The organism is Micromonospora peucetia, from assembly GCF_900091625.1.
In the GTDB taxonomy this organism is placed as follows: domain Bacteria; phylum Actinomycetota; class Actinomycetes; order Mycobacteriales; family Micromonosporaceae; genus Micromonospora; species Micromonospora peucetia.
This window is the reverse complement of sequence record NZ_FMIC01000002.1, coordinates 3951992-3976562: the sequence shown is the minus strand read 5'-3', so window position 1 is coordinate 3976562 and position 24571 is coordinate 3951992. Positions and strand designations below refer to the sequence as shown.

At 73.6% G+C, this 24571-nt stretch carries 18 protein-coding genes and 1 pseudogene; 5 read left to right on the top strand and 14 right to left on the bottom strand.

Annotation, left to right across the window (positions count from 1 at the left end):
• Window positions 1-207 precede the first annotated feature (207 nt).
• From GA0070608_RS18540 to mraZ, 11 genes and pseudogenes are all read right to left on the bottom strand, one after another.
• Window positions 208-1023 carry a cell division protein FtsQ/DivIB gene (locus tag GA0070608_RS18540; RefSeq protein ID WP_091629734.1) on the bottom strand — a complete coding sequence of 272 codons (816 nt, stop codon included), beginning with the start codon at window positions 1021-1023 and terminating at the stop codon, window positions 208-210.
• Complete coding sequence (gene murC, locus GA0070608_RS18535; protein WP_091629731.1) at window positions 1020-2573, bottom strand: UDP-N-acetylmuramate--L-alanine ligase; 1554 nt, start codon at window positions 2571-2573, stop codon at window positions 1020-1022. Before murC ends, GA0070608_RS18540 begins: the two co-directional genes overlap by 4 nt.
• Before the next feature lie 85 nt (window positions 2574-2658).
• On the bottom strand, window positions 2659-3765 hold the full coding sequence (gene murG / locus GA0070608_RS18530; RefSeq protein WP_091629728.1) for an undecaprenyldiphospho-muramoylpentapeptide beta-N-acetylglucosaminyltransferase: 1107 nt from the start codon (window positions 3763-3765) through the stop codon (window positions 2659-2661).
• Complete coding sequence (locus GA0070608_RS18525) at window positions 3765-5177, bottom strand: FtsW/RodA/SpoVE family cell cycle protein (RefSeq protein WP_245716123.1); 1413 nt, start codon at window positions 5175-5177, stop codon at window positions 3765-3767. The genes murG and GA0070608_RS18525 overlap by 1 nt, the downstream gene beginning before the upstream one ends.
• A 307-nt stretch (window positions 5178-5484) precedes the next feature.
• Window positions 5485-6609: a phospho-N-acetylmuramoyl-pentapeptide-transferase gene (gene mraY / locus GA0070608_RS18520; protein ID WP_091629722.1), complete on the bottom strand. Its 1125-nt coding sequence runs from the start codon at window positions 6607-6609 to the stop codon at window positions 5485-5487.
• Window positions 6606-8030 (bottom strand): UDP-N-acetylmuramoyl-tripeptide--D-alanyl-D-alanine ligase, encoded by a 1425-nt coding sequence (locus GA0070608_RS18515; RefSeq protein ID WP_091629720.1) that lies wholly within the window; start codon window positions 8028-8030, stop codon window positions 6606-6608. Before GA0070608_RS18515 ends, mraY begins: the two co-directional genes overlap by 4 nt.
• Entirely contained in the window at window positions 8027-9589 is a 1563-nt protein-coding gene (locus GA0070608_RS18510; protein ID WP_091629718.1) for a UDP-N-acetylmuramoyl-L-alanyl-D-glutamate--2,6-diaminopimelate ligase, read from the bottom strand. The genes GA0070608_RS18515 and GA0070608_RS18510 overlap by 4 nt, the downstream gene beginning before the upstream one ends.
• 52 nt (window positions 9590-9641) lie before the next feature.
• On the bottom strand, window positions 9642-11855 hold the full coding sequence (locus GA0070608_RS18505) for a peptidoglycan D,D-transpeptidase FtsI family protein (RefSeq protein ID WP_091629716.1): 2214 nt from the start codon (window positions 11853-11855) through the stop codon (window positions 9642-9644).
• Between the two features lie 5 nt (window positions 11856-11860).
• On the bottom strand, window positions 11861-12466 hold the full coding sequence (gene ftsL / locus GA0070608_RS18500; RefSeq protein WP_091629714.1) for a cell division protein FtsL: 606 nt from the start codon (window positions 12464-12466) through the stop codon (window positions 11861-11863).
• Window positions 12456-13545, bottom strand: a pseudogene (gene rsmH / locus GA0070608_RS18495) (16S rRNA (cytosine(1402)-N(4))-methyltransferase RsmH). The gene ftsL and the pseudogene rsmH overlap by 11 nt, the downstream one beginning before the upstream one ends.
• A gap of 229 nt (window positions 13546-13774) precedes the next feature.
• Window positions 13775-14206, bottom strand: a complete 432-nt coding sequence (mraZ, locus tag GA0070608_RS18490) for a division/cell wall cluster transcriptional repressor MraZ (RefSeq protein WP_091629712.1) — start codon at window positions 14204-14206, stop codon at window positions 13775-13777.
• A 355-nt stretch (window positions 14207-14561) separates the two neighbouring features.
• On the opposite strand from mraZ, the gene GA0070608_RS18485 reads away from it, so the two are divergent.
• From GA0070608_RS18485 to GA0070608_RS18475, 3 genes are read left to right on the top strand one after another with little or no spacing between them, the layout of a single operon-like run.
• Complete coding sequence (locus GA0070608_RS18485) at window positions 14562-15809, top strand: Mur ligase family protein (RefSeq protein WP_091635464.1); 1248 nt, start codon at window positions 14562-14564, stop codon at window positions 15807-15809.
• Window positions 15799-16518: a type 1 glutamine amidotransferase gene (locus GA0070608_RS18480; protein WP_091629710.1), complete on the top strand. Its 720-nt coding sequence runs from the start codon at window positions 15799-15801 to the stop codon at window positions 16516-16518. The genes GA0070608_RS18485 and GA0070608_RS18480 overlap by 11 nt, the downstream gene beginning before the upstream one ends.
• Window positions 16419-17198 carry a TVP38/TMEM64 family protein gene (locus tag GA0070608_RS18475; RefSeq protein ID WP_425413252.1) on the top strand — a complete coding sequence of 260 codons (780 nt, stop codon included), beginning with the start codon at window positions 16419-16421 and terminating at the stop codon, window positions 17196-17198. The genes GA0070608_RS18480 and GA0070608_RS18475 overlap by 100 nt, the downstream gene beginning before the upstream one ends.
• A 19-nt stretch (window positions 17199-17217) precedes the next feature.
• Here GA0070608_RS18475 and GA0070608_RS18470 read toward each other — a convergent pair whose 3' ends face one another.
• Together GA0070608_RS18470 and GA0070608_RS18465 are read right to left on the bottom strand one after the other, a co-directional pair.
• Window positions 17218-17874, bottom strand: coding sequence for a response regulator (locus tag GA0070608_RS18470; RefSeq protein WP_091635459.1), 657 nt, complete (start codon window positions 17872-17874; stop codon window positions 17218-17220).
• Window positions 17871-19100, bottom strand: coding sequence for a sensor histidine kinase (locus tag GA0070608_RS18465; protein ID WP_091629705.1), 1230 nt, complete (start codon window positions 19098-19100; stop codon window positions 17871-17873). The genes GA0070608_RS18470 and GA0070608_RS18465 overlap by 4 nt, the downstream gene beginning before the upstream one ends.
• 133 nt (window positions 19101-19233) lie before the next feature.
• Here GA0070608_RS18465 and GA0070608_RS18460 point away from each other — a divergent pair, with 133 nt between their 5' ends.
• Both GA0070608_RS18460 and GA0070608_RS18455 read left to right on the top strand, forming a co-directional pair.
• Window positions 19234-20148, top strand: coding sequence for an ATP-binding cassette domain-containing protein (locus tag GA0070608_RS18460; RefSeq protein ID WP_176733756.1), 915 nt, complete (start codon window positions 19234-19236; stop codon window positions 20146-20148).
• Window positions 20145-20999: an ABC transporter permease subunit gene (locus GA0070608_RS18455; RefSeq protein WP_091629702.1), complete on the top strand. Its 855-nt coding sequence runs from the start codon at window positions 20145-20147 to the stop codon at window positions 20997-20999. Before GA0070608_RS18460 ends, GA0070608_RS18455 begins: the two co-directional genes overlap by 4 nt.
• Window positions 21000-21231: 232 nt before the next feature.
• On the opposite strand, the gene leuS is transcribed toward GA0070608_RS18455, so the two are convergent.
• A complete protein-coding gene (gene leuS / locus GA0070608_RS18450) occupies window positions 21232-24090 on the bottom strand; it encodes a leucine--tRNA ligase (protein WP_091629700.1) in 2859 nt (952 codons plus the stop codon).
• Window positions 24091-24571: the final 481 nt, after the last annotated feature.

The window sequence follows — 24571 nt, the reverse complement described above, 5'->3', positions numbered from 1 at the left end:
GGTAAGGCCTGGCCAGACCAGCAGCCGACGAAAGCTGTCACCAGCGAGGATCAGGGTAGAACCCTCACCCTCTACTAGAGGCTTACAGTTATGTCAACCACTGATCCCCTTCGGGGCAACGTAAGCGCCCTCACGCGATGAGCCAAGGACCCGCTCGGCGTGTCGCCGCCGGAGCGGGGCGGGTCACGTCACGGGCCGAGCCCCCGGTCACCGCAGGGTCACCACATCCGGCGCACTGACGTCGATGGTGTCGGCCTTGCGGCCGAGCAGGGCGCTGGCCACCCGGGCCTTGTCCGCGCCCCGGGTCGCGTCCCCCCAGACCACCACCCGGCCGCCGCGCAGCCGCAGCGTGATCCGGGCCAGCCCCTCGACGGTCACGTCCACCAGTTCGGCGCGCAGCGGCGGGGTGAGCGCGCCGAGCACCTCCAGCGCCGCCCGGGTCGACCCGTCGCCCGGTCCCGGCTCGGCGAGACGGACCACCGGCAGGCCGTCGGGGGGCCGTGGCACGGTCCGGAAGACCACGCCCGCGCGGTCGATCACCACGAACTGCTCCCCGCGCGGCACCGCCGCCACGCCGGTGCGCTCGGTCACCCGCACCACCAGCGTGTCCGGCCAGTCCCGGGTCACCACCGCCCGCTGGACCGCCGGCAGCCCGCCGACCCGGCGCGCGGTGGCGGCCAGGTCCACCCGGGCCAGCGGGGCGTCGTCGGGCACCGCAGCCGCGTCGCGGACCTGCACCGCGGTGACCAGTTCGGCGCCCTCGACGCGGACCTCACGCACCCCGAACAGGCCGGTGCCGAGCATGGTCCAGGCGATCAGCCCGGCCACGCCGAGCGCACCCGCCGCGACCGCCCACGGCAGCGCCGCGCGCATCCGACGCTGCCGGGCCCGGGCCATGAACCGGCGGGTCGAAGCCGGAACGGCGTCGCTGCCGGCCCGGACCAGCTGCCACCGGCGCACCGGCCCGCGCCGGCCGCCGCCGTCCGCGCCGGTGGTGCGCCCCCGCGCCGGACCGGGACTCATCCGGCCGCGGGCGCCGCGCCGTCCGGGACCGCGCCGCCCGCACCGCCGACGCCGGGGACGGTGCCGCCGATGGTCGTCGCACCGCCCGCGTCACCGCCGGGCGTCGTGCCCGCCGGCGTCGCCGGATCGGCGGTACGCGTCGACAGCACGTCCAGCAACTGGTCGCCCATCAGCGAGATCGGCGGGGCGCCCATGGTCACCACGACGTCGCCGGGGCGGGCCCGCCGGGCCACCTCCACCGGCGCGGCCTCCCACGAGTCCACGAAGACCTTCCGCTCCGCCGGCAGCGACACCGCCTCGACCAGCGCCGCCGAACCCTCCCCCGGCTCGCGCAGTTCGCCCGGGCCGAAGACCTCCAGCAGCACCAGCTCGTCGGCGATGGCCAGTGCCTCGGCGATCTCCGCCTGAAGGTCGCGGGTGCGGTAGAGCCGGTAGGGCTGGAAGACCACGATCAGTCGGCCGTCCCCGGCCACCTCGCGCAGCGTCTGCAAAGCCAGCGTCATCGAGGTCGGGTGGTAGGCGTACTCGTCGTAGACCAGCACGTCGTCCGCGACGCCCTTGCGCTCGAAGCGCCGCCGCACGCCGGGGAACGCCGCGAGCGCGCCCTCCGCCGCCTCCAGCGGCAGGCCCAGAAGGTACTCGGCCAGCACGGCCGAGGCGCTGTTGAGCCCCATGTGCCGCCCCGGCACCGGCAGCCGGAACTCGCCGAGCGACCGCCCGTCGATGCCCGCCAGGTAACGCACGCCCCGGGCCGACGAGGCGATGTCGGTCAGCCGCAGGTCGGCGTCGGCCGCCTCGCCGTAGGTGTGCACCCGACGCCCCTCCGCGCGCAGCGTCTCGGCCAGCCGTCGCCCGCCCGGGTCGTCGGCACAGGTGATGATGAATCCGTCCGGGTCGGTGAGCCGGGCGAACTCGGCGAAGGCCGCCTCCAGCGTGGCGAGGTCGCCATAGGTGTTCAGGTGGTCGGCCTCGACGTTGGTGATGATCGACACGTACGGACGGTAGATCAGGAAGGAACGGTCGCTCTCGTCCGCCTCGACCACGAAGTACTCGCCGGTGCCGTGGTGGGCGCCCGAGCCCACCTCCGAGATCTCCCCGCCGATCACGAAGGACGGATCCTGCCCGGCCTGCTGGAGCACCATGGTGACCATCGACGTGGTGGTGGTCTTGCCGTGGGTGCCGGCGACCGCCACCGTCCGGCGGCCAGTCATCGCGGCGGCCAGGGCCTCGGAGCGGTGCAGCACGCGCAGGCCCCGCCGGCGCGCCTCCACCATCTCCAGATGGTCCTGCGGGATCGCCGAGGAATAGACGACGGTGTCGACGCCGTCGAGGTTGGACGCCTCGTGGCTCATGTGGATGGTGCCGCCGAGGGCGCGCATTCCGGCCAGGGAGGGCCACTCCCGCAGCTCACTGCCGGAGACCCGGATGCCCCGGGTGAGGAAGAGCCGGGCCAGCCCGCTCATGCCGACCCCGCCGACCCCGATCAGGTGGATCGTGCCGAGGTCCTCGGCGGTGAGCGTGCCGGCCGGGGTGAACTGTGCGGTGTTCATGCCGAGTACCTTCCCGTCGCGGTGCGCCCGGTCACCGGGCCACCGTCGTTCGCGACTGCGGGGCTCGCAAGCTCACTCCTCGCGCTCACCGGGCCACCGCCTCGTAGACGAAGTTGAGCAGCGCCTCGTCGCCGTCGCGGCGCCCGTACCCGGCTGCGGCGGCACCCATCGTGTGCAGCCGGTGCGGGTCGCGGATCAGCGGGATGACGGTCCGCTCGACCCAGTCCGGGGTCAGCTCGGCGTCGTCGACGAGCAGCCCGCCGCCGGCCTCCACCACGGGCAGCGCGTTGCGCTTCTGCTCCTGGTTGCTGTGCGGGTACGGCACGTAGATGGTGGGCAGTCCGATCGCCGCCACCTCCGCGCAGGTCATCGCCCCGCCCCGGCCGAGCATCAGGTCCGCCGCGGCGTAGCCGGCCTCCATCTCGGACAGGTACGGCAGCGTCACGTACGGGACCGGCAGGTCCGTGGGGACCGGCACCGGCTCGTTGCGGGCGCCGATCACGTGCAGCACCTGCACCCCGTTGCGGGCCAGCTCCTTGGCCGCCCCGGCGACGGCGAGGTTGATCGAGCGGGCGCCCTGCGAGCCACCGGCGACGAAGAGCACCGGCAGGTCGGGACGGAGCCCGAAGTGGGCCCGCGCCCGGTTGCGCATGGCGACCCGGTCCAGCCCGGCGATGCCCCGGCGCAGCGGCACGCCGACCACCCGGGCGTCGCGCAGTGCCTCGGCCTGGACGGGCTGGTGCGGGAAGCCGACCGCCACGTGTTTGGTGAACCTCATCCCCAGCCGGTTGGCCACCCCCGGCGGCACGTTCACCTCGTGGATCACGATCGGCAGCTCGCGGCGCCAGGCGGCGAGGTAGGCCGGCACGGAGACGTACCCGCCGAAGCCGACCACCACGTCGGCCCGCACCTCGTCGATGACCTTGCCCGCGGCGCGGGCCGCGGTCCACATCCGGCCGGGCGTCCTGACCAGGTTCATGTTCACCGACCGGGGCAGCTGGTAGGCCGGGATCTGACGCAGGTCGTAGCCCTGCGGCGGGATCAACTCGTTCTCCAGGCCCCTCGGTGTGCCCAGGCAGGTGATCCGGACGCCGGGGTCGTGTCGGCGCAGGCAGTCGGCGAAGGCGAGCAACGGGTAGATGTGTCCCCCGGTGCCACCTCCCGCGAGCACCACCGAACGCAGCGGACCCATCAACGTCTCCTCTCGTCAGCCGACCCGCGGCGAGTCCGGGCCAGCCGGACGCCGCGCGGTGCGGCCTGGTCGTCCGGCCGCCGCTCCCGCGACCGGGGTACGGACCCTCGGGCAGCCGGAGGCGCCGCCGGACGGCGGCGTCGCCCCGGAAGCGGCGGCAACGGGGCCCAGAGTAGTCGGACCCATCGGGCCGGCGGACGGGCATGCAGCGCTCTGGCCGCGTCGGGTTCGGCGCGGGCGAAGGAGGCGAGCATCCCGATCGCGGCGAGGGTGACGACCAGGGCGCTTCCGCCGTCGGAGATGAACGGCAGCGGCACACCGGTCAGCGGCAGCAGGCCGACCACCCCACCGATGTTGATCACCGCCTGGCCGACCAGCCAGGTGGTCGCCGCCGCGGCGGCGAGCCGGCGGAACGGGTCCTCGACCCGGCGGGCGATCCGCAGGCCGGTGTACGCCAGCACGGCGAAGAGCGCCACCACCACCACACACCCGACGACGCCCAGTTCCTCGGCGACCACCGCGAAGATGAAGTCGTTCTCCGCCGCTGGCAGCCACTCCCACTTGGCGATGCTCTTGCCGAGGCCGACGCCGAACCACCCGCCGTTCTCGATCGCGTACCGGGCCTGGGCGATCTGGTAGCAGTCCTCCAGTTTGCACTGGTCCGGCGGCGGTGGGCTGATGAAGGCGGTCAGCCGGGCCAGCCGGTAGTTCTTCGCGCCCGTCTCGCCCGAGCCGGCGCCGAGCGAGGCCACCGCGACCAGCAGGCCGATGCCGAGCAGGCCCACCGCGGAGAGTGCGGCGAAGACCCGCTTGCGCACCCCGGCCGCCCAGAGCAGCCCCACCACCAGGGCCAGCAGGCAGAGCATGGTGCCCAGGTCGTTGTAGCCGACCAGCACGAAGAGCAGGCCGACCACGGGGAAGAGCGGGGTGGCCAGCTCGCGCCACCAGCCCAGCGCCGCGCCCTTGCGGGCGATCACGTGGGCTCCCCAGAGCACCAGGGCGAACTTCGCGAACTCGGAGGGTTGCACCTGGATGCCGCCGACGAAGAGCCAGAGCAGCCGGGCCTCGATCGGGCCGATCTGGGCCGACTCCTGCTTGGTCAGCCGGGCGTACACGAGCAGCAGGTTGAGCACCAGCAGCAGGCCGACGGCGGTGAAGAGCAACGGCCGGCCCAGGGAGCGGTAGGTCGTCGCCGGCAGCCGCTGGCAGACCCAGAACACGACGATGCCGATCACGGCGAACATCGCCTGCTTCACCACGGAGGTCGAGGCGTTGCCGTTGGCCGCGTAGTCCCGGACGCTGGTTGCCGAGAAGACCATGGTGAGGCCGATCAGCAGCAGCAGGCCGGCGCTCGACAGCAGCAGGTAGTAGGAGGCCAGCGGCCGGTCCAGCAGCCCGCGCAACGCGGCCAGCCCGCCTGCGGCGTCCACCCCGCGAGACGCCCGGGGACCGGGGTCGTCTGGCCCCCGCGTCGCCGCCGGCGCGTCGCGGGTACGCCTGCCCCCCGGTGACCGCCCGGGCGTCCCCTCTGTCGTGACCTCCATGCCTCGTCCCTCCCCCACCCCGACATCATGGCGGTTTCCCGGTGCCGCCACCGGCGCAACCGGCCGGTCGGCGTGTCGGGCCTGCGGCGGAACGCGTGGGCCGTACCGCCTCCGGACGCGCCGCGGGGCCCGGGCGACGCGCGCCCGGGCCCCGCGGCAGGGCCTGCCGGCCGGCTCAGGTCATGTTGGCCAGGAACTCGCTGTAGAACAGGCCGAGCGCGATGGCCACGCCGATGCCGGCGATGATCCAGAAGCGGACCACGATGTTGACCTCGCTCCAGCCGGCGAGCTCGAAGTGGTGATGCAGCGGCGACATCCGGAACACCCGCTTGCCGGTGGTACGGAACGAGATGACCTGGATCACCAGGGACATCGTGATGATCACGAAGAGGCCGCCGATGATGGGCAGCAGCAGGATCGTCCGGGTGGACATCGCCATGCCGGCGATCAGGCCGCCGAGGCCCAGCGCGCCGGTGTCGCCCATGAAGATCCGTGCCGGCGAGGTGTTCCACCACAGGAAGCCGACGCAGGCCCCGGCCGCCGCACCGGCGATCAGCGCGATCTCCAGCGGGTCCCGGACGGCGTAGCAGTAGTCCTGGGTGTAGTTCGGGTCGGCGCACCAGTGCCGGTACTGCCAGAACGCGATCAGCGCGTACGCCGCCAGGACCATCACCGAGGCGCCGGTGGCCAGGCCGTCGAGGCCGTCGGTGAGGTTGACGCCGTTGGTCGCGGCCATCACCACGAAGATGAAGAGGACCACCGCGCCGATCTTGGTGATGTCGAGCGCCGGGATGTCCCGGATGAAGCTGAGCGTGGTGCTGCCCACCGTCTCGGTGTTGGTCGCCGCCCCCGAGGCGTCGGTCATGGTGCTCGGGAAATAGAGCGCCACCACGCCGAAGACCGCGCCGACCAGGATCTGGCCGAACAGCTTGCCGCGCTTGTTGAGCCCCCCGCTGTGCCGCTTGCGCACCTTGAGGAAGTCGTCGATGAAACCGACGGCGCCGGAGAAGACCATCAGCCCCAGCAGCACCAGCGCGGTGATCGTCGGCTCGACCTGGGCGATCTGCGCGTCCGGCAGGGTGGTCAGGGCCAGGTGACCGGCCACGTACGCGATGACCGTGGCGAGGATGAACACCACGCCGCCCATCGTCGGCGTGCCCTTCTTGCCCTGGTTGCTGGCGAGCCCGAGGGATCGGATCGGCTGCCCGGCCTTGAGACTGGTGAAGACCTTGATCGCGATCGGGGTGCCGAGCAGCGACACCAGGAAGGCCACCCCGATGGCGACGATGACCGCCCTCATGCGGCGCCGCCCTCCGTCGCCGTCCCGTTGGCACCCTTGCCGGCGGCGTCCGCGCGCAGCGCGTCGGCCACCTCCCAGGTGCGGTACCGGGAGCCCTTCACCAGGACGACGTCTCCCGGCCGTAACTCGCTCCGCAGCACCTCGACGGCCGCCGCCTGATCGGTGAGCAGCACCGACTCTCCTCCCCAGTCACCTACCGATGTCGCGCCTTCGTGGATCGGCGCGGCCGGCTCGCCCACCACGAGCAGCCGGTCGACGCCCAGTTCGGCCGTTAGCCGGCCGACCTCGGCGTGCCCGTCGCGTTCGAACGGGCCCAGCTCAGCCATGTAGCCGAGCACCGCGACGGTGCGCCGCTCCCGCCCGATGCCGGCCAGCGCGCGCAGCGCGACGGCCATCGAGGCGGGGTTGGCGTTGTACGAGTCGTCGATCACGGTGATCCCGTCGGCGCGCTCGAAGACGTCCATCCGGCGGGTGGAGACCAGGCCCAGCGCACCCAGCGCGGTGGCCGTCTCGGCCAGCGGCATGCCCAGCTCGCGGGCCACCGCGGCGGCGGCGAGCGAGTTGGACACCTGGTGCCGGCCGGTCAACCCGAGCCGCACCGGCGCGGTCCCCTCCGGGGTGACCAGGGTGTACGCGGGCCGCCCCCGGTCGTCCAGCGTCACGTCCTCGGCCCGCACGTCGGCGTGCGCCGCCTCGCCGTAGCGGATCACCCGGGCGACCGTACGGGCGGCCATCGCGTCGACCAGCGGGTCGTCGGCGTTCAGCACGGCCAGGCCGTCGGCGGGCAGCGCCTCGACCAACTCGCCCTTGGCCAGCGCGATGGTCTCCACCGAGCCGAACTCGCCGATGTGCGCCACCCCGACGTTGAGCACCACGGAGATCCGGGGCGGCACCACGTCGCAGAGGTAGCGCACGTGTCCCACCCCGCGGGCGCCCTTCTCCATCACCAGGTAGCGGGTCTCCGGCCCGGCCTGCAACGCCGTGTACGGGTGCCCCAGCTCGTTGTTGAACGACCCGGGCGGGGCGACGGTCGGGCCGAGCCGCGCGGTGAGCTGGGCGATCAGGTCCTTGGTGGTGGTCTTGCCCGACGAGCCGGTCAACCCGATGACGGTGAGCCCGGGCAGCCGGTCGACCACCGCGCGGGCCAGCCGGCCCAGCGCGGCCAGCGCGTCGTCGACCAGCACCATCGGCACGCCGGGCACCTCCCGGGTGCCGAGCACCGCCACGGCGCCGGCCCGCACCGCCCCGGCGGCGTAGTCGTGCCCGTCCACCTTCTCGCCCGGGAAGGCGACGAAGAGCGCGCCCGGACCCACCTTGCGCGAGTCGAACTCGACCGGCCCGGTGACCCGGACCTGCGGGTCCGCGCCGGCCAGCCGACCGTCGACCGCCGAGGCGACCTCGGCCAGGCTGAGCGCGATCACCGCTGACCCGCCGGGTCGGCGAAGCGCGCGCGCAGCGCGTCGGCCAGCTCGGTGCGGTCGTCGAACGGGAGCACCTCGCCACCGATCTCCTGCCCGCGCTCATGGCCCTTGCCGAGCACCGCGACCACGTCGCCCGGCCCGGCCAGCCGGACCGCCGCGTCGATCGCCGTCCGCCGGTCGGCCACCTCCTCGATCCGGGCCGTCGTGCCGGCGCGCCGGGCACCGGTGAGCACCTCGGCGCGGATCGCCGCCGGGTCCTCGGTGCGCGGGTTGTCGTCGGTCACCAGCACCACGTCGGCTCCCTCCGCCGCGGCGGCGCCCATCACCGGCCGCTTGCCCCGGTCCCGGTCGCCTCCGGCACCGATCACGCAGATCAACCGGCCGGCGCCGAACTCGCGCAGCGCGGCCAGCGCGGCGACGATCGCGTCCGCCTTGTGTGCGTAGTCGACCACGCCCCGGACCGGGCCGGGGGCGCTCACCAGCTCCAGCCGGCCGGGAACCCCGCCGCAGGCGGCCACCCCGGCGGCGGCGGTCTCCGGGTCCACCCCGGCGGCAACCAGCGTGGCGATTGCCAGCAGGGCGTTGGCCACGTTGTGCCGGCCCGGCAGCGCCACGCCGGCCGGCAGCACCAGCCCGCCCGGGCCGTGCGCGGTGAACCGCTGCGCGTACCCCTCGCCGCCGACCCCGCCGGCCCACCAGGTGGCGGTCGGGTCGCCGGCCGCCGAGTAGGTGACCGTGGCCGGGCCGTACAGCGGCTTCAGCGCCGGGTCGTCGTGGTTGAGCACCTCCACCGCGCAGCGCCCGTCGAACAGCTGCGCCTTCGCGGCGAAGTAGTCCGCCGAGTCGGCGTGGAAGTCCAGGTGGTCGGAGCCGAAGTTGGTGTAGCCGCCGACGGTGAACCGGACACCGCCGACCCGGCCCATCGCCAGGGCGTGGCTGGAGACCTCCATGACCAAAGCGGTGACGCCGCGTTCCCGGGCGGCGGCCAGCATGGCGTGCAGGTCGGTGGCCTCGGGCGTGGTGCGCACGCTGTCGATCACCAGGTCGCCGAGGCGGGTCTCCACGGTGCCGATCAGGCCGGTGGTGTGGCCGGCGGCGCGCAGGCCGGACTCGACCAGGTAGGCCGTCGAGGTCTTGCCGGCCGTGCCGGTCACCCCGATCACCGTCAGGCCCTCGGTCGGGTCGCCGTAGACGGCCGCGGCGAGGGTGCCCAGCACCGCGCGCGGGTCGGACACCACCAACGCCGGCAGGCCCGCCTCGGCCACCGCCGGGGCACCCGCCGGGTCGGTCAAGACGGCCACCGCGCCGGCCGCCGCCGCGCTGGCGGCGAACTCCGCCCCGTGCCGGCGGGCGCCCGGCAGGGCCGCGTACAGGTCGCCGGGGCGGACCTCCTGGCTGGCGTGGGTCACCCCGGTCACCACCAGCTCGGCGGCGCCCTCCGGGGGCTCGACGGCGAGCCGGGCGGCGAGGTCGCCGAGCCGGACACCGATCACGGTACGGGGACGAGGATTGCCGGGCACGGCGTCAGACCCTACCCGGTCGTCCGGTTCCGACCGCACAGCCGCCCCGGTGGTTCGTCCGCACTCAACGATGATGTCGCGGCGTGGCCGGTCAGCGCGGATAGACCGTGAACTTCGGGGCTTTCTCCCCACTCGGCGGCACCCCGTAGTGACGCAGCGTGAACTGCATCATGTCCCGGAACGCGGGGGCCGCGATGTCCCCGCCCCCGCCGGAGGGGGTGTGCGCGAAGACCGCGATCACGTAGCGGGGCTTCTCGGCCGGGGCCATCCCGATGAACGAGGCCACCTCGCCGGGCTGCTTGCGCCCGTCGACCAGCCGCCAGCCGGTGCCGGTCTTGCCGGCGACCCGCCACTCCGGGATCGCCGCGGCCTTTCCGGTGCCGTCCTCGACCGTGGTGACCGCCTCCAGGATGTGCCGCAGCGCGGCGGCGTTCTCCGGGCTGAGCACCGACCGGGTCACCGGTGCTTCGGTCGGCGTACGCTTCCCGTCCGGCCCGATCACCTCCTTGACCAGGCGCGGCTGCACGTACGTGCCGTTGTTGGCGATCGTCGCGTAGGCGGCGGCCATCTGCAGCGGTGTGGCGTCGACGCTGTGCCCGATCGGCACCGACCCGTGCGACGACTCGCTCCACTTGTCGGCCGGCAGCAGTCGTCCGCTGGCCTCGCCCGGCATGCCGACCCGCGTCGGCTCCCCGAGGCCGAACCGCTTCTGGTAGTCGATCAGGCGTTCCGGGCCGAGCTTGTCGGCGATCTGGATGGTGCCGACGTTGGACGAGTACGCCATCATGCCGGGCAGGCTCATCCGCTTTCCGCCGGCCCGGTGGGTGTCGGAGAACCAGGTGTCGCCCTTCTTGATGCTGTTGGCGATCGGCAGCGTGGTGTCCGGGGTGATCACCCGCTCCTGGAGCGCGGCGCCGAAGGTGATCGCCTTGTGCACCGAGCCGGGGTCGACCACGAAGCTGGTGGCCGCGTCCTCCCGGTCGGTCGGCTCGCTCGGCACCGGCTTCGCCGCGTTGTAGGTGGGGTGGCTGGCCTGGGCCAGCACCTCGCCGGAGGGAATCTCGATCACCACCGCCGCGCCGGTGCTGCCCTTGCTCTGGGCCATGTGCTTGCTGAGCATCCGCTGCGTCATGAACTGCAAATCGCGGTCGGTGGTGAGCTGGAGGGAACTGCCCGGCTTGGCCCTGGTCGTCTCGCTGTAGCCGCCGGGGATCGGGGCGGTCAGGTCGCCGAGCCCGACCTCGTACACCCGCTTGCCGTCCTTGCCGCGCAGCAGGTCGTCGTAGCGGGCCTCCAGCCCTTCCAGCCCGACCATGTCCTGGCTGGTGAAGCCGAGCAGATTGGCCGCGAGGTCGCCGCCGGGCACCTCGCGCCGCTCGTCGCGGTGGGTGTAGATGCCGGGCAGCCCCAGCGCGATGATCCGCCGGGCCTGGGCGATGTCCACCCCCCGGGCGAGGTACTCGAACTGCGAGTCCTTGCCGTTGTCCCGCTTGCGCGGCTTCATCTTCTCGGCCAGTTCGGAGGCCCGGATGCCGAGCAGCGGGGACAGCGCCCTGGCGGTGGCCTGCTGGTCCTCGATCTGGGTCGGGTCGGCGTAGACGTAGCGGGCCTCGACGCTGTGCGCCAGCGGGGCGCCGGACCGGTCGTAGATGGCGCCGCGCGCCGCCGGCAGGGTGACGGTGCGCAACCGGTCGGCGACGCCGCGGTCGGCGTACGCCGGGGTCTCCACGGTCTGGAGGACGACCAGCCGGATGCCGATGACGGCGAACAGCGTCAGGGTGAGCACGGTGCCCAGCCGCAGCCGGCGCCGGGGATCGGCCAGCCGGGGCGGCTTCGGCGGCTTGCGCGACGGCCGCCGGGCGGCCGGGCGGTCCGGCCGGCGCGCGGGGCGCGGGGTCGTGCGGCGGCGCGGCGCCGGCGGGTCGTCGTCGTGGCGTGGGGTGCGCGGCGTGACGGTGCGGACGACGCCGGGGCGGCCCGCCGCCTCCCGCCGGCCGGCCCGGCCGGCGCCCCCGCGCCCGCCGTCGAGCACCTGCAGGGCGGGGCGGAACGGGTCGCCGGAGCGGGTGCTGCGCGGGGTCCGGCGCTGCTCGGTGGGGCCGGCGTCGGGGGTCCGCTCGGCGCGTCCGCCGGCGCGCTGCTCGCGCACGGTGCGCCCGCGCGGGGTGTACGCCCGGGCGTCGGAGATGCCACCGACCCCCGGCTCGCCGGAGCGCGGTTCGGCGCCCCGGCCACCGGTGTTACGGGACGAACCGCGCCGGGAGCCTGTGGCGTCCCGGCGCGGTTCATCCGATCTCGGCGGCACTGTCGTCAGCCTCCCGCGCCCTGCTGGCTGGTGATCGAGGGCTGGCCCTCGGCCGGCTGCGGCACGCCGATCACCTTGCCGTCGGGCAGCCGGATGTAGGCCGGCTCGCCCGCCTCCACCAGACCGAGCCTGCGGGCCTGGGCCTCCAGGTTGCCCGGGGCCTCCGCGTCGGCGATCTGCTTGTTCAGCTGCTGCTGCTCCACGTCGAGCCTGGCCTGCTGCTCCTGGAGCTTCTCCAGCCGGAAGGCGTTCTCGTTGATCTTCGTGTTGACCAGCAGGATGCCGAGCACCCCGCCGACCACCAGCACCAGCACCAGCGCGGCGAACGGTGCCCGCGGCACCTTCACCGGCGGCGGCGGCGCCACCCGCAGCCGGGGCGCACGCGCCGTACCGGCGTCGTCCCGCTCCGCCGGACGCAGCGCGGCGCTGCCCTGGGTCGGGAACTCGCGCGCCCCCCGGGCGCGAGTCTCCCCCTGCCGGTTCACCCGGTCCGCCGGCGGCATGCCGGTCCCGATGCGCGTGGTCCGCTCCGCCGCGGTCCGGCCCCCCGACCGCGGTGTGCGCTGCCCGCCGCCGGTGACGTCCCGGCGGTCGCGCTTGTCAATAGTCATGTCCCTCCCCCTCTTCGTCCGTCCCTGTCCCGTCCCCCGGGGTCTGTCGGATCCGGGTCGGATCCGGGAGTCCCCGTCCCTGGCTGGTGCATCGCCTTGACCCGCCGGCGGTACCGTTCGCGGTCGGTACGCCCCTGCTGTGCCGCGTCCGGGTCGAGCCGTTCCGCGGCCCGCAGCCGCACCGAGGCGGCCCGCGGGTTCGCGGCGACCTCCGCCTCCCCGGGCAGTTCGGCGCCCCGGCTGAGCAGCCGGAACGTCGGACCGGACCCGGGCAGTTCGACCGGGAGGTCGATCGGGCCCTTGCTGCGGACCCGGTCACTGAGCGCCGCCTTGGTGAGCCGGTCCTCCAGCGAGTGGTAGGACAGGACCACCATGCGGCCGCCCACGTTGAGCTTGTCGAGCGCGGCTGGCAGCGCCGTCTCCAGCGCTGCCAACTCCTTGTTTACCTCGATCCGTAAAGCCTGAAACGTTCTCTTGGCCGGGTGTCCGCCGGTTCGTCGGGCGGGTGCCGGGATGGACTCCCTGACCAGTTCGGCCAGCCGCGCCGACGAGGTGATCCGGGCCCGCTCGCGCTCGCGGATGATCGCCGAGGCGATCCGGCCCGCGAACTTCTCCTCGCCGTAGACCCGCAGCACCCGAGCCAGGTCCGGATGGGTGTAGGTGTTGACCACCTCCTCGGCGGTCACCCCACGGGTCTGGTCCATCCGCATGTCCAGCGGGGCGTCCTGCGCGTAGGCGAACCCGCGGTCGGGCGCGTCGAGTTGCAGTGAGGAAACCCCCAGGTCGAACAGGATCCCGTCGATCGCCGGGTAGCCCAGCCGGTCGAGCACCTCCGGCAGCTCGTCGTAGACCGCATGCTCCAGGTGGACGCGGTCGGCGAAACGGGCCAGCCGGACGCGTGCGTGGGCAAGCGCCTCGGTGTCCCGGTCCAGCCCGATCAGCACCGTCTCCGGATGCGCCTCAAGCACCGCCTCGGCGTGCCCGGCCAGGCCCAGCGTCGCGTCGACGTGGACCGTCCGCCCGCTCCGGCCCAGCGCGGGGGCCAGCAACTCGAGACACCGCTCGAGCAGCACCGGCACGTGCGTGCCGCGTAGCTCCCCATGTCGACCCCCACTGGTGTTGAACCTTCGTCCTTCATGCGTCCGTCGTCGGACGACGCCGTGCCGTCGTACCGCCAGATCCCCATCCGCTCCCGCCCGCCGGAGGCCGCGGCCCTACCGATCGGGTCGTGCGCCTGGCACCGGGGAAGGGGCGCCAGGAACTCGAAAGCGGGTGGAGATCTCGCAGTACGTCGGGCGCCGTCACGCCCTACAGACCGCCGGGCAGCACCCCCTCCTCGATGTCGGCGAAGTCGTCTTCGCTCTCCGCGAGGTAGGTCTCCCAGGCTGTCTTGTCCCAGATCTCCACCCGGGTGCTCGCGCCGATCACGACCAGATCCCGATCGAGGGCGGCATAGTTCCGCAGGTGGGCCGGGATCGTCACCCGGCCCTGCTTGTCAGGCACCTCGTCGTGGGCGCTGGCGAAGAAGACCCGGCTGTAGGCCCGGGCCGCCTTGTTCGTCATCGGCTGCGCGCGCAACTGCTCCGCGATCCGTTGGAACTCGGGCATCGGAAAGGCGTAGAGGCAGCGATCCTGCCCTTTCGTGATCACGACACCCCCCGCCAGCTCGTCCCGGAACTTCGCCGGGAGGATCAACCGGCCTTTGTCGTCCAGGCGCGGGGTGTGGGTGCCGAGGAACATCGGCCCAACCCCCTCGCCCTTTAGCGGCGTTCGCGGCGCCGCTGACCCCCCGGGCCGGTGGGCCCTCCCGGCCTCACCATTGCGCCCCACTCTACTCCACTTCCCTCCACCCGCAACCAGATTCGCCCGCGCGGCGCGGCCTTTCGGCGCGCAAAACCGCACGTCAATCGGGGTGGAGCGGAGTGGAGGGCCGCGCGGCCCGCCGGGCCCGTCCGCTTTCCGACATAGATCGACTCCATCCGGCTGAGCGTGGTTCGACCGCCCCGCCGGACCACCCCGGCCGAACGGTTCGCCGTCGGCGGCGATCTGGCGGGGTCGCCGGTCCGGTAACCTCGCTCGGGTGACGGACGCGAAGATGCCCCTGCGGGCAAAGGTGGCCAGCTCGGTGTCGCGGACCGCCGCGGCACTGTCGCGGGCCGCGGGGCGCGGTGACGGCTCCGTGATCGGCGGCTGGATCGGCCTGAAGATCGACCCCGACCTGCTGGCCCACCTGTCGGCGGGGCGCGCCATCGCCCTGATCTCCGGCACCAACGGCAAGACCACCACCACCCGGCTCACCGCCGCGGCCGTCGGGGTGCTCGGCCGGGTCGCCACCAACTCGTTCGGCGCCAACATGCCGACCGGGCACACCTCGGCGCTCGCCAAGGCCGGCAGCACGCCCTATGCGGTGCTGGAGGTCGACGAGCACTACCTCGCCCAGGTGCTCGACGCCACCGAGCCGCACGTGGTGGCGCTGCTCAACCTCTCCCGCGACCAGCTCGACCGGGCCAAGGAGGTCGCCATGATGGCGCAGCTCTGGCGTGCCGCGCTGGTCCGGCACACCGACGTCCGCATCGTCGCCAACGCCGACGACCCGATGGTGGTGTGGGCCGCGACCCCGCCGCCCAACCACGACCACCGCATCGCCCCGCCGCACGTCACCTGGTTCAGCGCCGGGCAGCGCTGGCACGACGACTCCTGGGTCTGCCCCGAGTGCGGCTCCACCATCCAGCGCTCCGGCGACCAGTGGTGGTGCAGCGGCTGCCCGCTGCGCCGGCCCGAGCCGCAGTGGACGGTGGAGGACGACGGCGTGGTCGACCCGACCGGGGCCTGGCACAAGGTCAAGCTCCAGCTTCCCGGCAAGGTCAACGTCGGCAACGCCGCGACCGCGTTGGCCGTCGCCGCCGAGTTCGGCGTCCGGCCCGTCGACGCGGTGCTCCAGCTCGGCACCGTCTCCTCCGTCGCGGGCCGCTACGCGCAGGTCGACCGGGACGGGCGCAACATCCGGCTGCTGCTGGCGAAGAACCCGGCCAGCTGGCTGGAGGCGTTCGACATGGCCGACCTCGCCCCGACACTGCTCTCCATCAACGCCCGGGACCCCGACGGGCTGGACACCTCCTGGCTCTTCGACGTCGACTTCGCCCCGCTACGGGGCCGGCAGGTGTTGATCACAGGCGACCGCGCGTACGACCTCGCGGTCCGGCTGGAGGTCAACGACGTGCCCTTCCAGCATGTGCGGACGTTCGACGACGCCATCCGGTCGGTGCCCCCGGGGCGCCTGGAGGTCATCGCGAACTACACCGCGTTCCAGGACATCCGAGCGGAGTTGGACCGTGTCAACTGAGAGCCTGCGCATCGTCTGGATCTACCCCGACCTGCTCTCCACCTACGGCGACCGCGGCAACGCGCTGATCCTCGCCCGCCGGGCACGGCAGCGCGGCTTCCCGGTGGAGGTGCTGGAGGTGCGCTCCGACCAGCGCCTCCCCTCCACCGCCGACATCTACCTCATCGGCGGCGGCGAGGACGGCCCGCAGGCGCTGGGCGCGCAGCGGCTGCTCGCCGACGGCGGCCTGCACCGGGCTGCCGCCCAGGGCTCGGTCGTGTTCGGTGTCTGCGCCGGCTACCAGCTCCTCGGCACCTCCTTCTTCGCCAAGGGCACCCTCTGCGCCGGGCTGGAACTGCTCGACTTCTCCTCCGACCGGGGGCCGACCCGCGCCGTCGGCGAGCTGGCCGGCGACATCGACCCGCGGCTGGGCGTACCGGCGCTGACCGGGTTCGAGAACCACGGCGGGCGCACCCACCTCGGCCCCGGGGTCTCCCCGCTGGCCCGGGTCACCGCCGGGGTCGGCAACGACGGCGCCACCGAGGGGGCGTGGCGGGGCAAGCTGCTCGGCACGTATTCGCACGGCCCGGCCCTGGCCCGCAACCCCGCCCTGGCGGACCTGCTGCTGCGCTGGGCCACCGGCGTGCACCAGCTCCCGCCGCTGGACGACACCTGGTCGGACCGGCTCCGCGCCGAGCGCCGCACCGCGGTGGCCGCAGCCCGGGCATGATCCAGTCCGTCCGGCGGCTGTCACGGCAGCCGTCGGTCGTCCGGTTCGCGCTGCTGCTGCTCCTGCTCGCCACCTTCGGGGCGGCACTGCTCGTCGTTCCCCTGCCCGAGACGGAGGAGCTGCCCGGCCTGGCCGACCGGCTGGGCGGGTTCGCCCCCGTGGCAGCGGTCGGCGGCGGGGCGCTGCTGCTGGTCGCACTGGTCCCCCGGACCTTCATCACGCTCGCCTCGGGGGCGATCTTCGGCGCGCTGGAGGGCGCCGCGTACGCGCTGGCTGCCGCACTGCTCGCGGCGGTACTGGGCTTCGCGGTCGGCCGCCTGCTCGGGCGGGAGTTCGTCGCCGACCGGGTACGCGGACGGCTGGCCCGGCTGGACGGCTGGTTCGCCCGGCAGAGCGTCCTCGGTGTGATCACCGTACGGCTGCTGCCGATCGCCGGCTTCGGGCTGGTCAGCTACGGCTACGGCACCACCGGCGCCCGGGTGCTGCCGTTCCTCACCGGCAGCGTGCTCGCTTCCGCGCCGACCGCCTTCGGCTACGCGGCGGTGGGCGCGGCGGTCACCTCCCCGGGCGACGTCAACTGGTTCGGGGCGGCCCCGGCCGCGCTCGGCCTGGTCGCCAGCATCGTGCTGATCCGCCGCTGGTGGCGTGCCGAACGGCAACGCCGCCCCGGCCCGAGCTGAGGCCGGTGGTGTCCGCGCCTCACCCCGCCGCGGACACCAGCCCCGCATCGTAGGCGGCGATGACGAGGTGCACCCGGTCGCGGGCGCCGAGCTTGGTGAACAGCCGGGCCACGTGCGCCTTGGCGGTGGCAACGCTGATCACCAGCTCGGCGGCGATCTCGCCGTTGGACAGGCCCCGGCCGACCAGGGTGAGCACCTCGCGTTCCCGCTCGGTGACGCCGTCGAGGGTCCGGCTCGGGGCGGCCGGGGTGGGCCGGCGGGCGAACTCGGCGATGAGCCGGCGGGTGACCCCGGGGGCGATCAGCGCGTCCCCGGCGGCGACCACCCGGACCGCGCCGAGGATGTCGTCCAGCGCCATGTCCTTGACCAGGAAACCGCTCGCGCCGGCGCGCAACGCGGCGTGCACGTGCTCGTCGTCGTCGAAGGTGGTGAGCACGAGGACCCGGGCGGATCCGCCGTGCGCGGTGATCGCCCGGGTGGCCTGGATGCCGTCCATGCCGGGCATCCGCAGGTCCATCAGCACCACGTCCGGCACGACCTCGCGGGCCAGCCGCACCGCCTCGGTCCCGGTCCCCGCCTCACCGACGACGTCCAGGTCGGGGGCGTCGGCGATGAGCACCCGCAGGCCGGCGCGGATCAGTGGCTGGTCGTCGACGAGCAGCACCCGGACGGTCATCGGTCCCCCGTCCCGGCCCGCGATCCGACCGGCTCCGTCGCCGTCGGCGATGCCGGTGGCACCGGCAGCCACGCCGCCACCCGGAAGCCGCCCTCCGGGCGCGGCCCGGCGTGGAACCGGCCACCGGCCAGGTCGACCCGTTCACGCATGCCGACCAGCCCGTGCCCCTCGCCGCCGACCGTGCCACCCCGGCCGTCGTCGACGACCTCCACGGCGATCTCGTCGGGGCCGTGCGTGACGGTGACCAGGCACCGGTCGGTGCCGGCGTGTCGTACCACGTTGGTGAGCCCCTCCTGGACGATCCGGAACGCGGCGAGGTCGAGGTCGGCCGGGAGGGGCCGCCGCTCGCCGTCGCGCCGCAGGTCCACCCGTACCCCGGCGTCGGCGGCGGCCACGACCAGCCGGTCGAGGTCGTCGAGCCCCGGCGTCGGATCCAGCGACGCCGACTCCGACTGCGGGCGGCGCAACGCGCCGAGCGTACGCCGCAGGCCGGCCAGCGTCTCGCGGCTGGTCGCCTCGATGGTGGCGAGCGCGGCGCGGGCCTGGGCCGGTTGGGTGTCGATGACCCGGGCGCCCACGCCGGCCTGGATGGCGATCACCCCGATGCTGTGCGCGACCATGTCGTGCAGTTCGCGGGCGATGCGCAGCCGCTCCGCGGTGACCGCCTCGGCAGCGGTGTGCGCCCGGACGGCCTCCGCGTAACCGCGCCGGGCCCGCACGGAGTTGCCGACCGTCCACGCGGTGACGACCGCCAGCATGGAGAACGTGGCCCGGTTCACCGGGTCGCTGGAGGGGTTCACGAAGCCCGCGGCGATCTGCACGACGAGCGCCACGACGGCCACCGGCACCGAGACACGGCGGGACCTTCTCGCCGCGACCAGCCCCACCACCAGGTCGATCGCCAGGAACTGCGCGTACCAGATGTCGGTCAGGTAGCCGGGCTCCGGGACGCCGACGGCCGCGGTGACAACGCACGCCGCGCCGAGCATCAACGTCAGGGCCAGCACCGGACGGCGCCGCAGCAGGCCGGCGGGCGGGACCACGGCCAGCAGCGGCACCAGGTAGCGCTCGGGAAACCACCAGTCGCCGAACCCCACGCCGCTCCGGCTCGACGCCATCGTCGGGGCGAGGAGCACGGCGACCGGCAGCAGCGCGACGCCGACCCAGGGCAGGGCCGCCCGCACCCTCGACGGGGCGCGGCGCGGCGGCGGCGCGGTCGCATCCATGCCGTCCACGGTAGCCAGCGCGCCGCCGCCGGGGCATCGGCCCGTGGGCGTACGCCCCGGGGCGGGGGTCCGACCGTCGGTTGTGGCCGCCGGGGCGACGCCGCGCCGGCCGCCGCCCGGCAGCGTGGGGCAGGTGATCGAACTTCAGTCCCTGACGAGACGGTACGGCCGCACGACGGCCGTCGACGACCTCACCCTGACCGTGCGCCCCGGCCACGTGACCGGGTTCCTCGGCCCCAACGGGGCCGGCAAGTCCACCACGCTGCGGATGATCCTCGGGCTCACCGCGCCGACCAGCGGCACCGTCACGGTGGACGGGGTCCGGTTCGCCGACCGGCCGCGCGGGCTTCGTCACGCCGGCGCACTGCTCGACGCCGGTGACGTGCACGGTGGACGAAGTGCCGCGGCCCACCTGTCGGCCCTGGCCCGCAGCAACGGCATCACGCGCACCCGGGTCGACGAGGTGCTGCGGGAGGTGGGGCTGGCCGCCGCCGCAAAGCGGCGGATCGGCGGCTTCTCGCTCGGCATGCGGCAGCGGCTCGGCATCGCTGCCGCGCTGCTCGGCGACCCGCCCGTGCTGCTCTTCGACGAGCCGTTCAACGGCCTCGACCCCGAAGGGGTGCGGTGGGTACGGGACCTGTTCCGGCGGCTGGCGGCCGAGGGACGTACGGTCTTCGTCTCCAGCCACCTGATGAGCGAGATGGAGCACTGCGCCGACCGCCTCGTGGTGATCGGCCGGGGTCGACTCATCGCCGAACAGAGCCTCGCCGAGTTCGCCGCCCGCGGCACCCGGGCCAGCGTGGCCGTCCGTACGCCCGACCCGGCGACGCTGGCCGCCGTTCTGGAAGCCGAGGGTGCGGACGTCCGGCCGGCCGACGCCGGAGCGCTCGTCGTGACGGGCCTGACGGCCGCCCGGATCGGCGACCTCGCCCTCGCCCACGGCATCGGGCTGCACGAGCTGACCACCCACACCGCCTCGCTGGAGGAAGCCTTCATGGAGCTCACCGCCGACAGCGTCGAGTACCTCGCCGGGGAGGAGACCCGATGACCGCCGTGACCGAACTGACCCGCCGACCGACCGTGACCGCCGACCCGGCCCGGTTCCGCGACCTGCTGGCCGCCGAGTGGATCAAACTGTGGTCGCTGCGCTCGACCCGCTGGACGCTGCCGCTGGTCTTCCTGTTCGTGATCGGGGTCAGCGTCAACTCCAGCCTCGCCGACCACCGGAACTGGCCGACGTACCCCGAGGAGCGGCGGGAGATGTTCCGCCTCTACGGGCCGGTGCGCGACGCCTTCCCCGAGGCCGGCTACCTGTTGCTGATCCTCGCCTCGGCCACCCTCGGCGCCCTGACGATCGTCGGCGAGTACCAGAGCGGGCTGATCCGGGCCACGTTCGCCGCGGTGCCCGCCCGCCGGGCGATGGTCGCGGCGAAGGCCGTCGTGCTGGCCGGGGTCATGCTCGTTTTCGGCACGCTCACCGCGGCGACCGCGTTCTGGGTGTCCCAGGCGATCCTCGCCGACCGGGGCGCCGGCTGGTCGATCGGCGAGCCGGGGGTGTTGCGCGCCGTCGTGGCGAGCGCCGTGCTGGTGCCCGTGTGCGCGTTGGTCGGGATGGGTCTGGGCGCGCTCACCCGGCACGCCGCCGCAGCCGTGTTCGCGGCCACCACGGTGCTCCTGCTCCTACCGATGGTGGTCGACCGCGACGAGCACCGGTGGATCGCCGAGTTGTACGACACCCTGCCCCTCGCCGCCTGGCTGCGACTGATCGAGGTGCATCCCGACATCATCAACCCCGTCCCGTACCCGGCCACCGTCACCGGCTCCTGGCTGACCCTCGCCGCCTGGTCCCTGGCCGCAACCCTGACCGCCATCACCGCCATCCACCGCCGCGACCCGTAACCACCCCACCCCGCCCCGCCCACCCCACCCCACCCCGCCCGCCCCACCTCGACGCGTCGATCTTGCACTTTCCGCCCCGACAAAAGCCGCTCATCGCCTATTTCAGGGGCGGAAAGTGCAAGATCGCGGGCACGGGTGGGGTTGGGCGGGGGTAGGGGTGGGCGGGCGGGGTGTAAGGAAGGGCCTTCTCCTATCCAAGAACGACAGGAGAAGGCCCTTCCTTACGCCGGGGTCAGGCTACGACGGAGACCATGCGGCCCTTGATCACGATGACCTTGCGTGGGGTCTTGCCGGCCAGCGACGACGCGACCGCCTCCAGGGCCGCCGCGCGGACGGTCTCCTCGGACGCGTCGGCGGGGACCTCGACCCGGCCCCGCACCTTGCCGTTGATCTGCACCGGGTACGTCACCGTCTCCGCCACCAGCAGCGCCGGGTCGGCGGTCGGGAAGTCGACGTACGTCAGGGAGGTGTCGTGCCCCAGCCGCCGCCACAGTTCCTCGGCCACGTGCGGGGCGAACGGCGCCACCATCAGCACCAGCGGCTCGGCCACCTCGCGTGGGGTCTCCGGCAGCCGGGTCAGCCCGTTGGTCAGTTCGATCAGCTTGGCGATGGCGGTGTTGAACCGGATCGCCTCCATGTCGCCCCGGACCCCGTCGATCACCTTGTGCAGCAGCCGCCGGGTCGCCTCGTCGGCGGGCGCGTCGGTGACCCGCAGCGCGCCGGTCTGCTCGTCGACGACCGCCCGCCAGACCCGCTGCAGGAACCGGTACGACCCGACGACCGCCCGGGTCTCCCACGGCCGGGACACCTCCAGCGGACCCATCGACATCTCGTAGACGCGGAAGGTGTCCGCCCCGTACGCGGCGCACATCTCGTCGGGCGTGACCACGTTCTTCAGGGACTTGCCCATCTTGCCGTACTCGCGGTTGACCTGGGTGTCGCCCAGGTAGAAGCCGCCGTCGCGCTCCGTCACGTCCTCGGCCGGCACGTAGGCGCCCCGGGCGTCGGTGTACGCGTACGCCTGGATGTAGCCCTGGTTGAACAGCTTGCGGAACGGCTCGAACGACGAGACGTGCCCCAGGTCGTACAGCACCTTGTGCCAGAAGCGCGCGTACAGCAGGTGCAGCACGGCGTGCTCGGCGCCGCCGACGTACAGGTCGGTGCCTCCGCAGTCGCCCTCGCCGCGCGGCCCCATCCAGTACCGCTCGTTCTCCGCGTCGACGAACCGCTGCGAGTTCGTCGGGTCCAGGTAGCGCAGCTCGTACCAGCAGGAGCCGGCCCACTGCGGCATCACGTTGGTCTCGCGGGTGTAGCGCTGCGGGCCGTCGCCCAGGTCCAGCTCCACCTCGACCCAGTCGCGGCGGCGCGACAGCGGCGTCTCCGGGTTGCTGTCGGCGTCCTGCGGATCGAAGGTGCGCGGCGAGAAGTCGTCCACCTCGGGCAGTTCGACCGGCAGCATCTCCTCCGGCAGCGCGATGGCGGCGCCGGTGGAGTCGTACACGATGGGGAACGGCTCGCCCCAGTAGCGCTGCCGGGAGAACAGCCAGTCGCGCAGCCGGTAGGTCACCGCGCCGGTGCCGTGCCCGTTGGCCTCCAGCCACCCGATGATCCGGGCCTTGGCCTCGACCACCCCCAGGCCGTCCAGGTCCAGGCCGCGCTCGGGCGCGGCGCTGTTGATGGCCGGGCCGTCCCCGGTGTACGCCTTGCCGTCGAAGCCTTCCGACGGCTGCACGGTGCGCACGATCGGCAGCTCGAAGACCTCGGCGAACGCCCAGTCCCGCTCGTCCTGGCCGGGCACCGCCATGATCGCGCCGGTGCCGTAGCCGGCCAGCACGTAGTCGGCGATGAAGACCGGGACCTGCGCCCCGGTGGCCGGGTTGGTGGCGTACGCCCCGACGAAGACGCCGGTCTTCTCCTTCGTGTCGGCCTGCCGCTCGACGTCGGTCTTGGCCGCCGCCGCCTTGCGGTACGCCTCCACGGCCGCGCGCGGGTTGGCGTGCCCGCCGGTCCAGGCGTCCTTCGTCCCGGCCGGCCAGGCGGCCGGCGTCAGCGCGTCGACCAGCTCGTGCTCGGGGGCCAGCACCATGTAGGTGGCGCCGAAGACGGTGTCCGGCCGGGTGGTGAAAACTCGGATGCGGGCTTCGCCGGCAGAAGCGGAATCAGTGGGCGAGACCGGGAAGTCGATGTGCGCACCGGTGGAGCGGCCGATCCAGTTGCGCTGCATCAGCTTGATCGGCTCGGGCCAGTCCAGCGTGTCCAGGTCGTCCAGCAGCCGGTCGCCGTACGCGGTGATCCGCATCATCCACTGCTTCAGGTTGCGCTTGAAGACCGGGAAGTTGCCCCGTTCGGAGCGGCCGTCGGCGGTGACCTCCTCGTTGGCCAGCACGGTGCCCAGCCCCGGGCACCAGTTGACCGGCGCCTGCGAGACGTACGCCAGCCGGTGGCCGTCGACGACGGCCCGGCGCTCGGCGACGGACAGTTCCGCCCACGGCCGGCCGTCGGGGGTGGGCCGGTTGCCGCCCTCGAACTCGGCGATCAGCTCGGCGATCGGGCGGGCCCGCTTCGCCTCGGTGTCGTACCAGGAGTTGAAGACCTGCAGGAAGATCCACTGCGTCCAGCGGTAGAAGTCGGTGTCGATGGTGGCCACCGACCGGCGCTCGTCGTGGGCCAGGCCCAGCCGGCGCAGTTGCTCCTTGTAGCGCTCGATGTTGGCCACAGTGGTGGTGCGCGGGTGGGTGCCGGTCTGCACCGCGTACTGCTCGGCGGGCAGGCCGAACGCGTCGAAGCCCATCGCGTGCAGCACGTTGCGCCCGGCCATCCGCTGGTAGCGGGCGAAGCAGTCGGTGCCGATGTAGCCCAGCGGATGCCCGACGTGCAGGCCCGCGCCCGACGGGTACGGGAACATGTCCAGGACGTACAGCTTCTCCGCCCCGGCGCGGGGGTGGTCGGGGTCGGCCAGCGGGCCGGTCGGGTTCGGGGCGTGGAACGTCCCCTCCCGCGCCCAGACGTCCTGCCAGCGCTGTTCGATTTCCTCGGCCAGGGCCGCGGTGTACCGGAACGGGGGAATGTCGGCCGGTGCTGCCTCACTCATGGCGTCTCCTCGCTTCGCTCGTCGCCGCCGGCCACGCCACGGCCGGGCTGGGTGCTGACCTCGCTCGGCGCGGTCATGTCGGTATGGCTCGGGTCTGCCCGCCGCCGGCGCCGCGCCACCCCGAGGGCCGGCGCCGGTGCCAGCCGCCGGGGCGTCCGGCTTAGGGCACAAAAAAGCCCCTCGCGCAGGAGGGGCCGCCGTGCTGTCGCGCGTCAGCGCATCAGCACGGCGCGGTAAGAAGCAGGAAGAAACCGACCATGACCGGGAGTGTACCCGCCGTCGGGTCCCACACGCCGCCCGCCACCACGGGCCGGGACGACCGAACCCCGGACGTACCCGTCGCAGCCGCCCTTCGTGATCATGGCCGACACCGAGAGCAACCGCCGGATCCCACGACCCGGCGAATATTCGGTGCGTAACCGACCGTCTACCTGCGGGGGTCGGCGACAGCGACAAACATGGTTAGCCTGAGAGACCAATG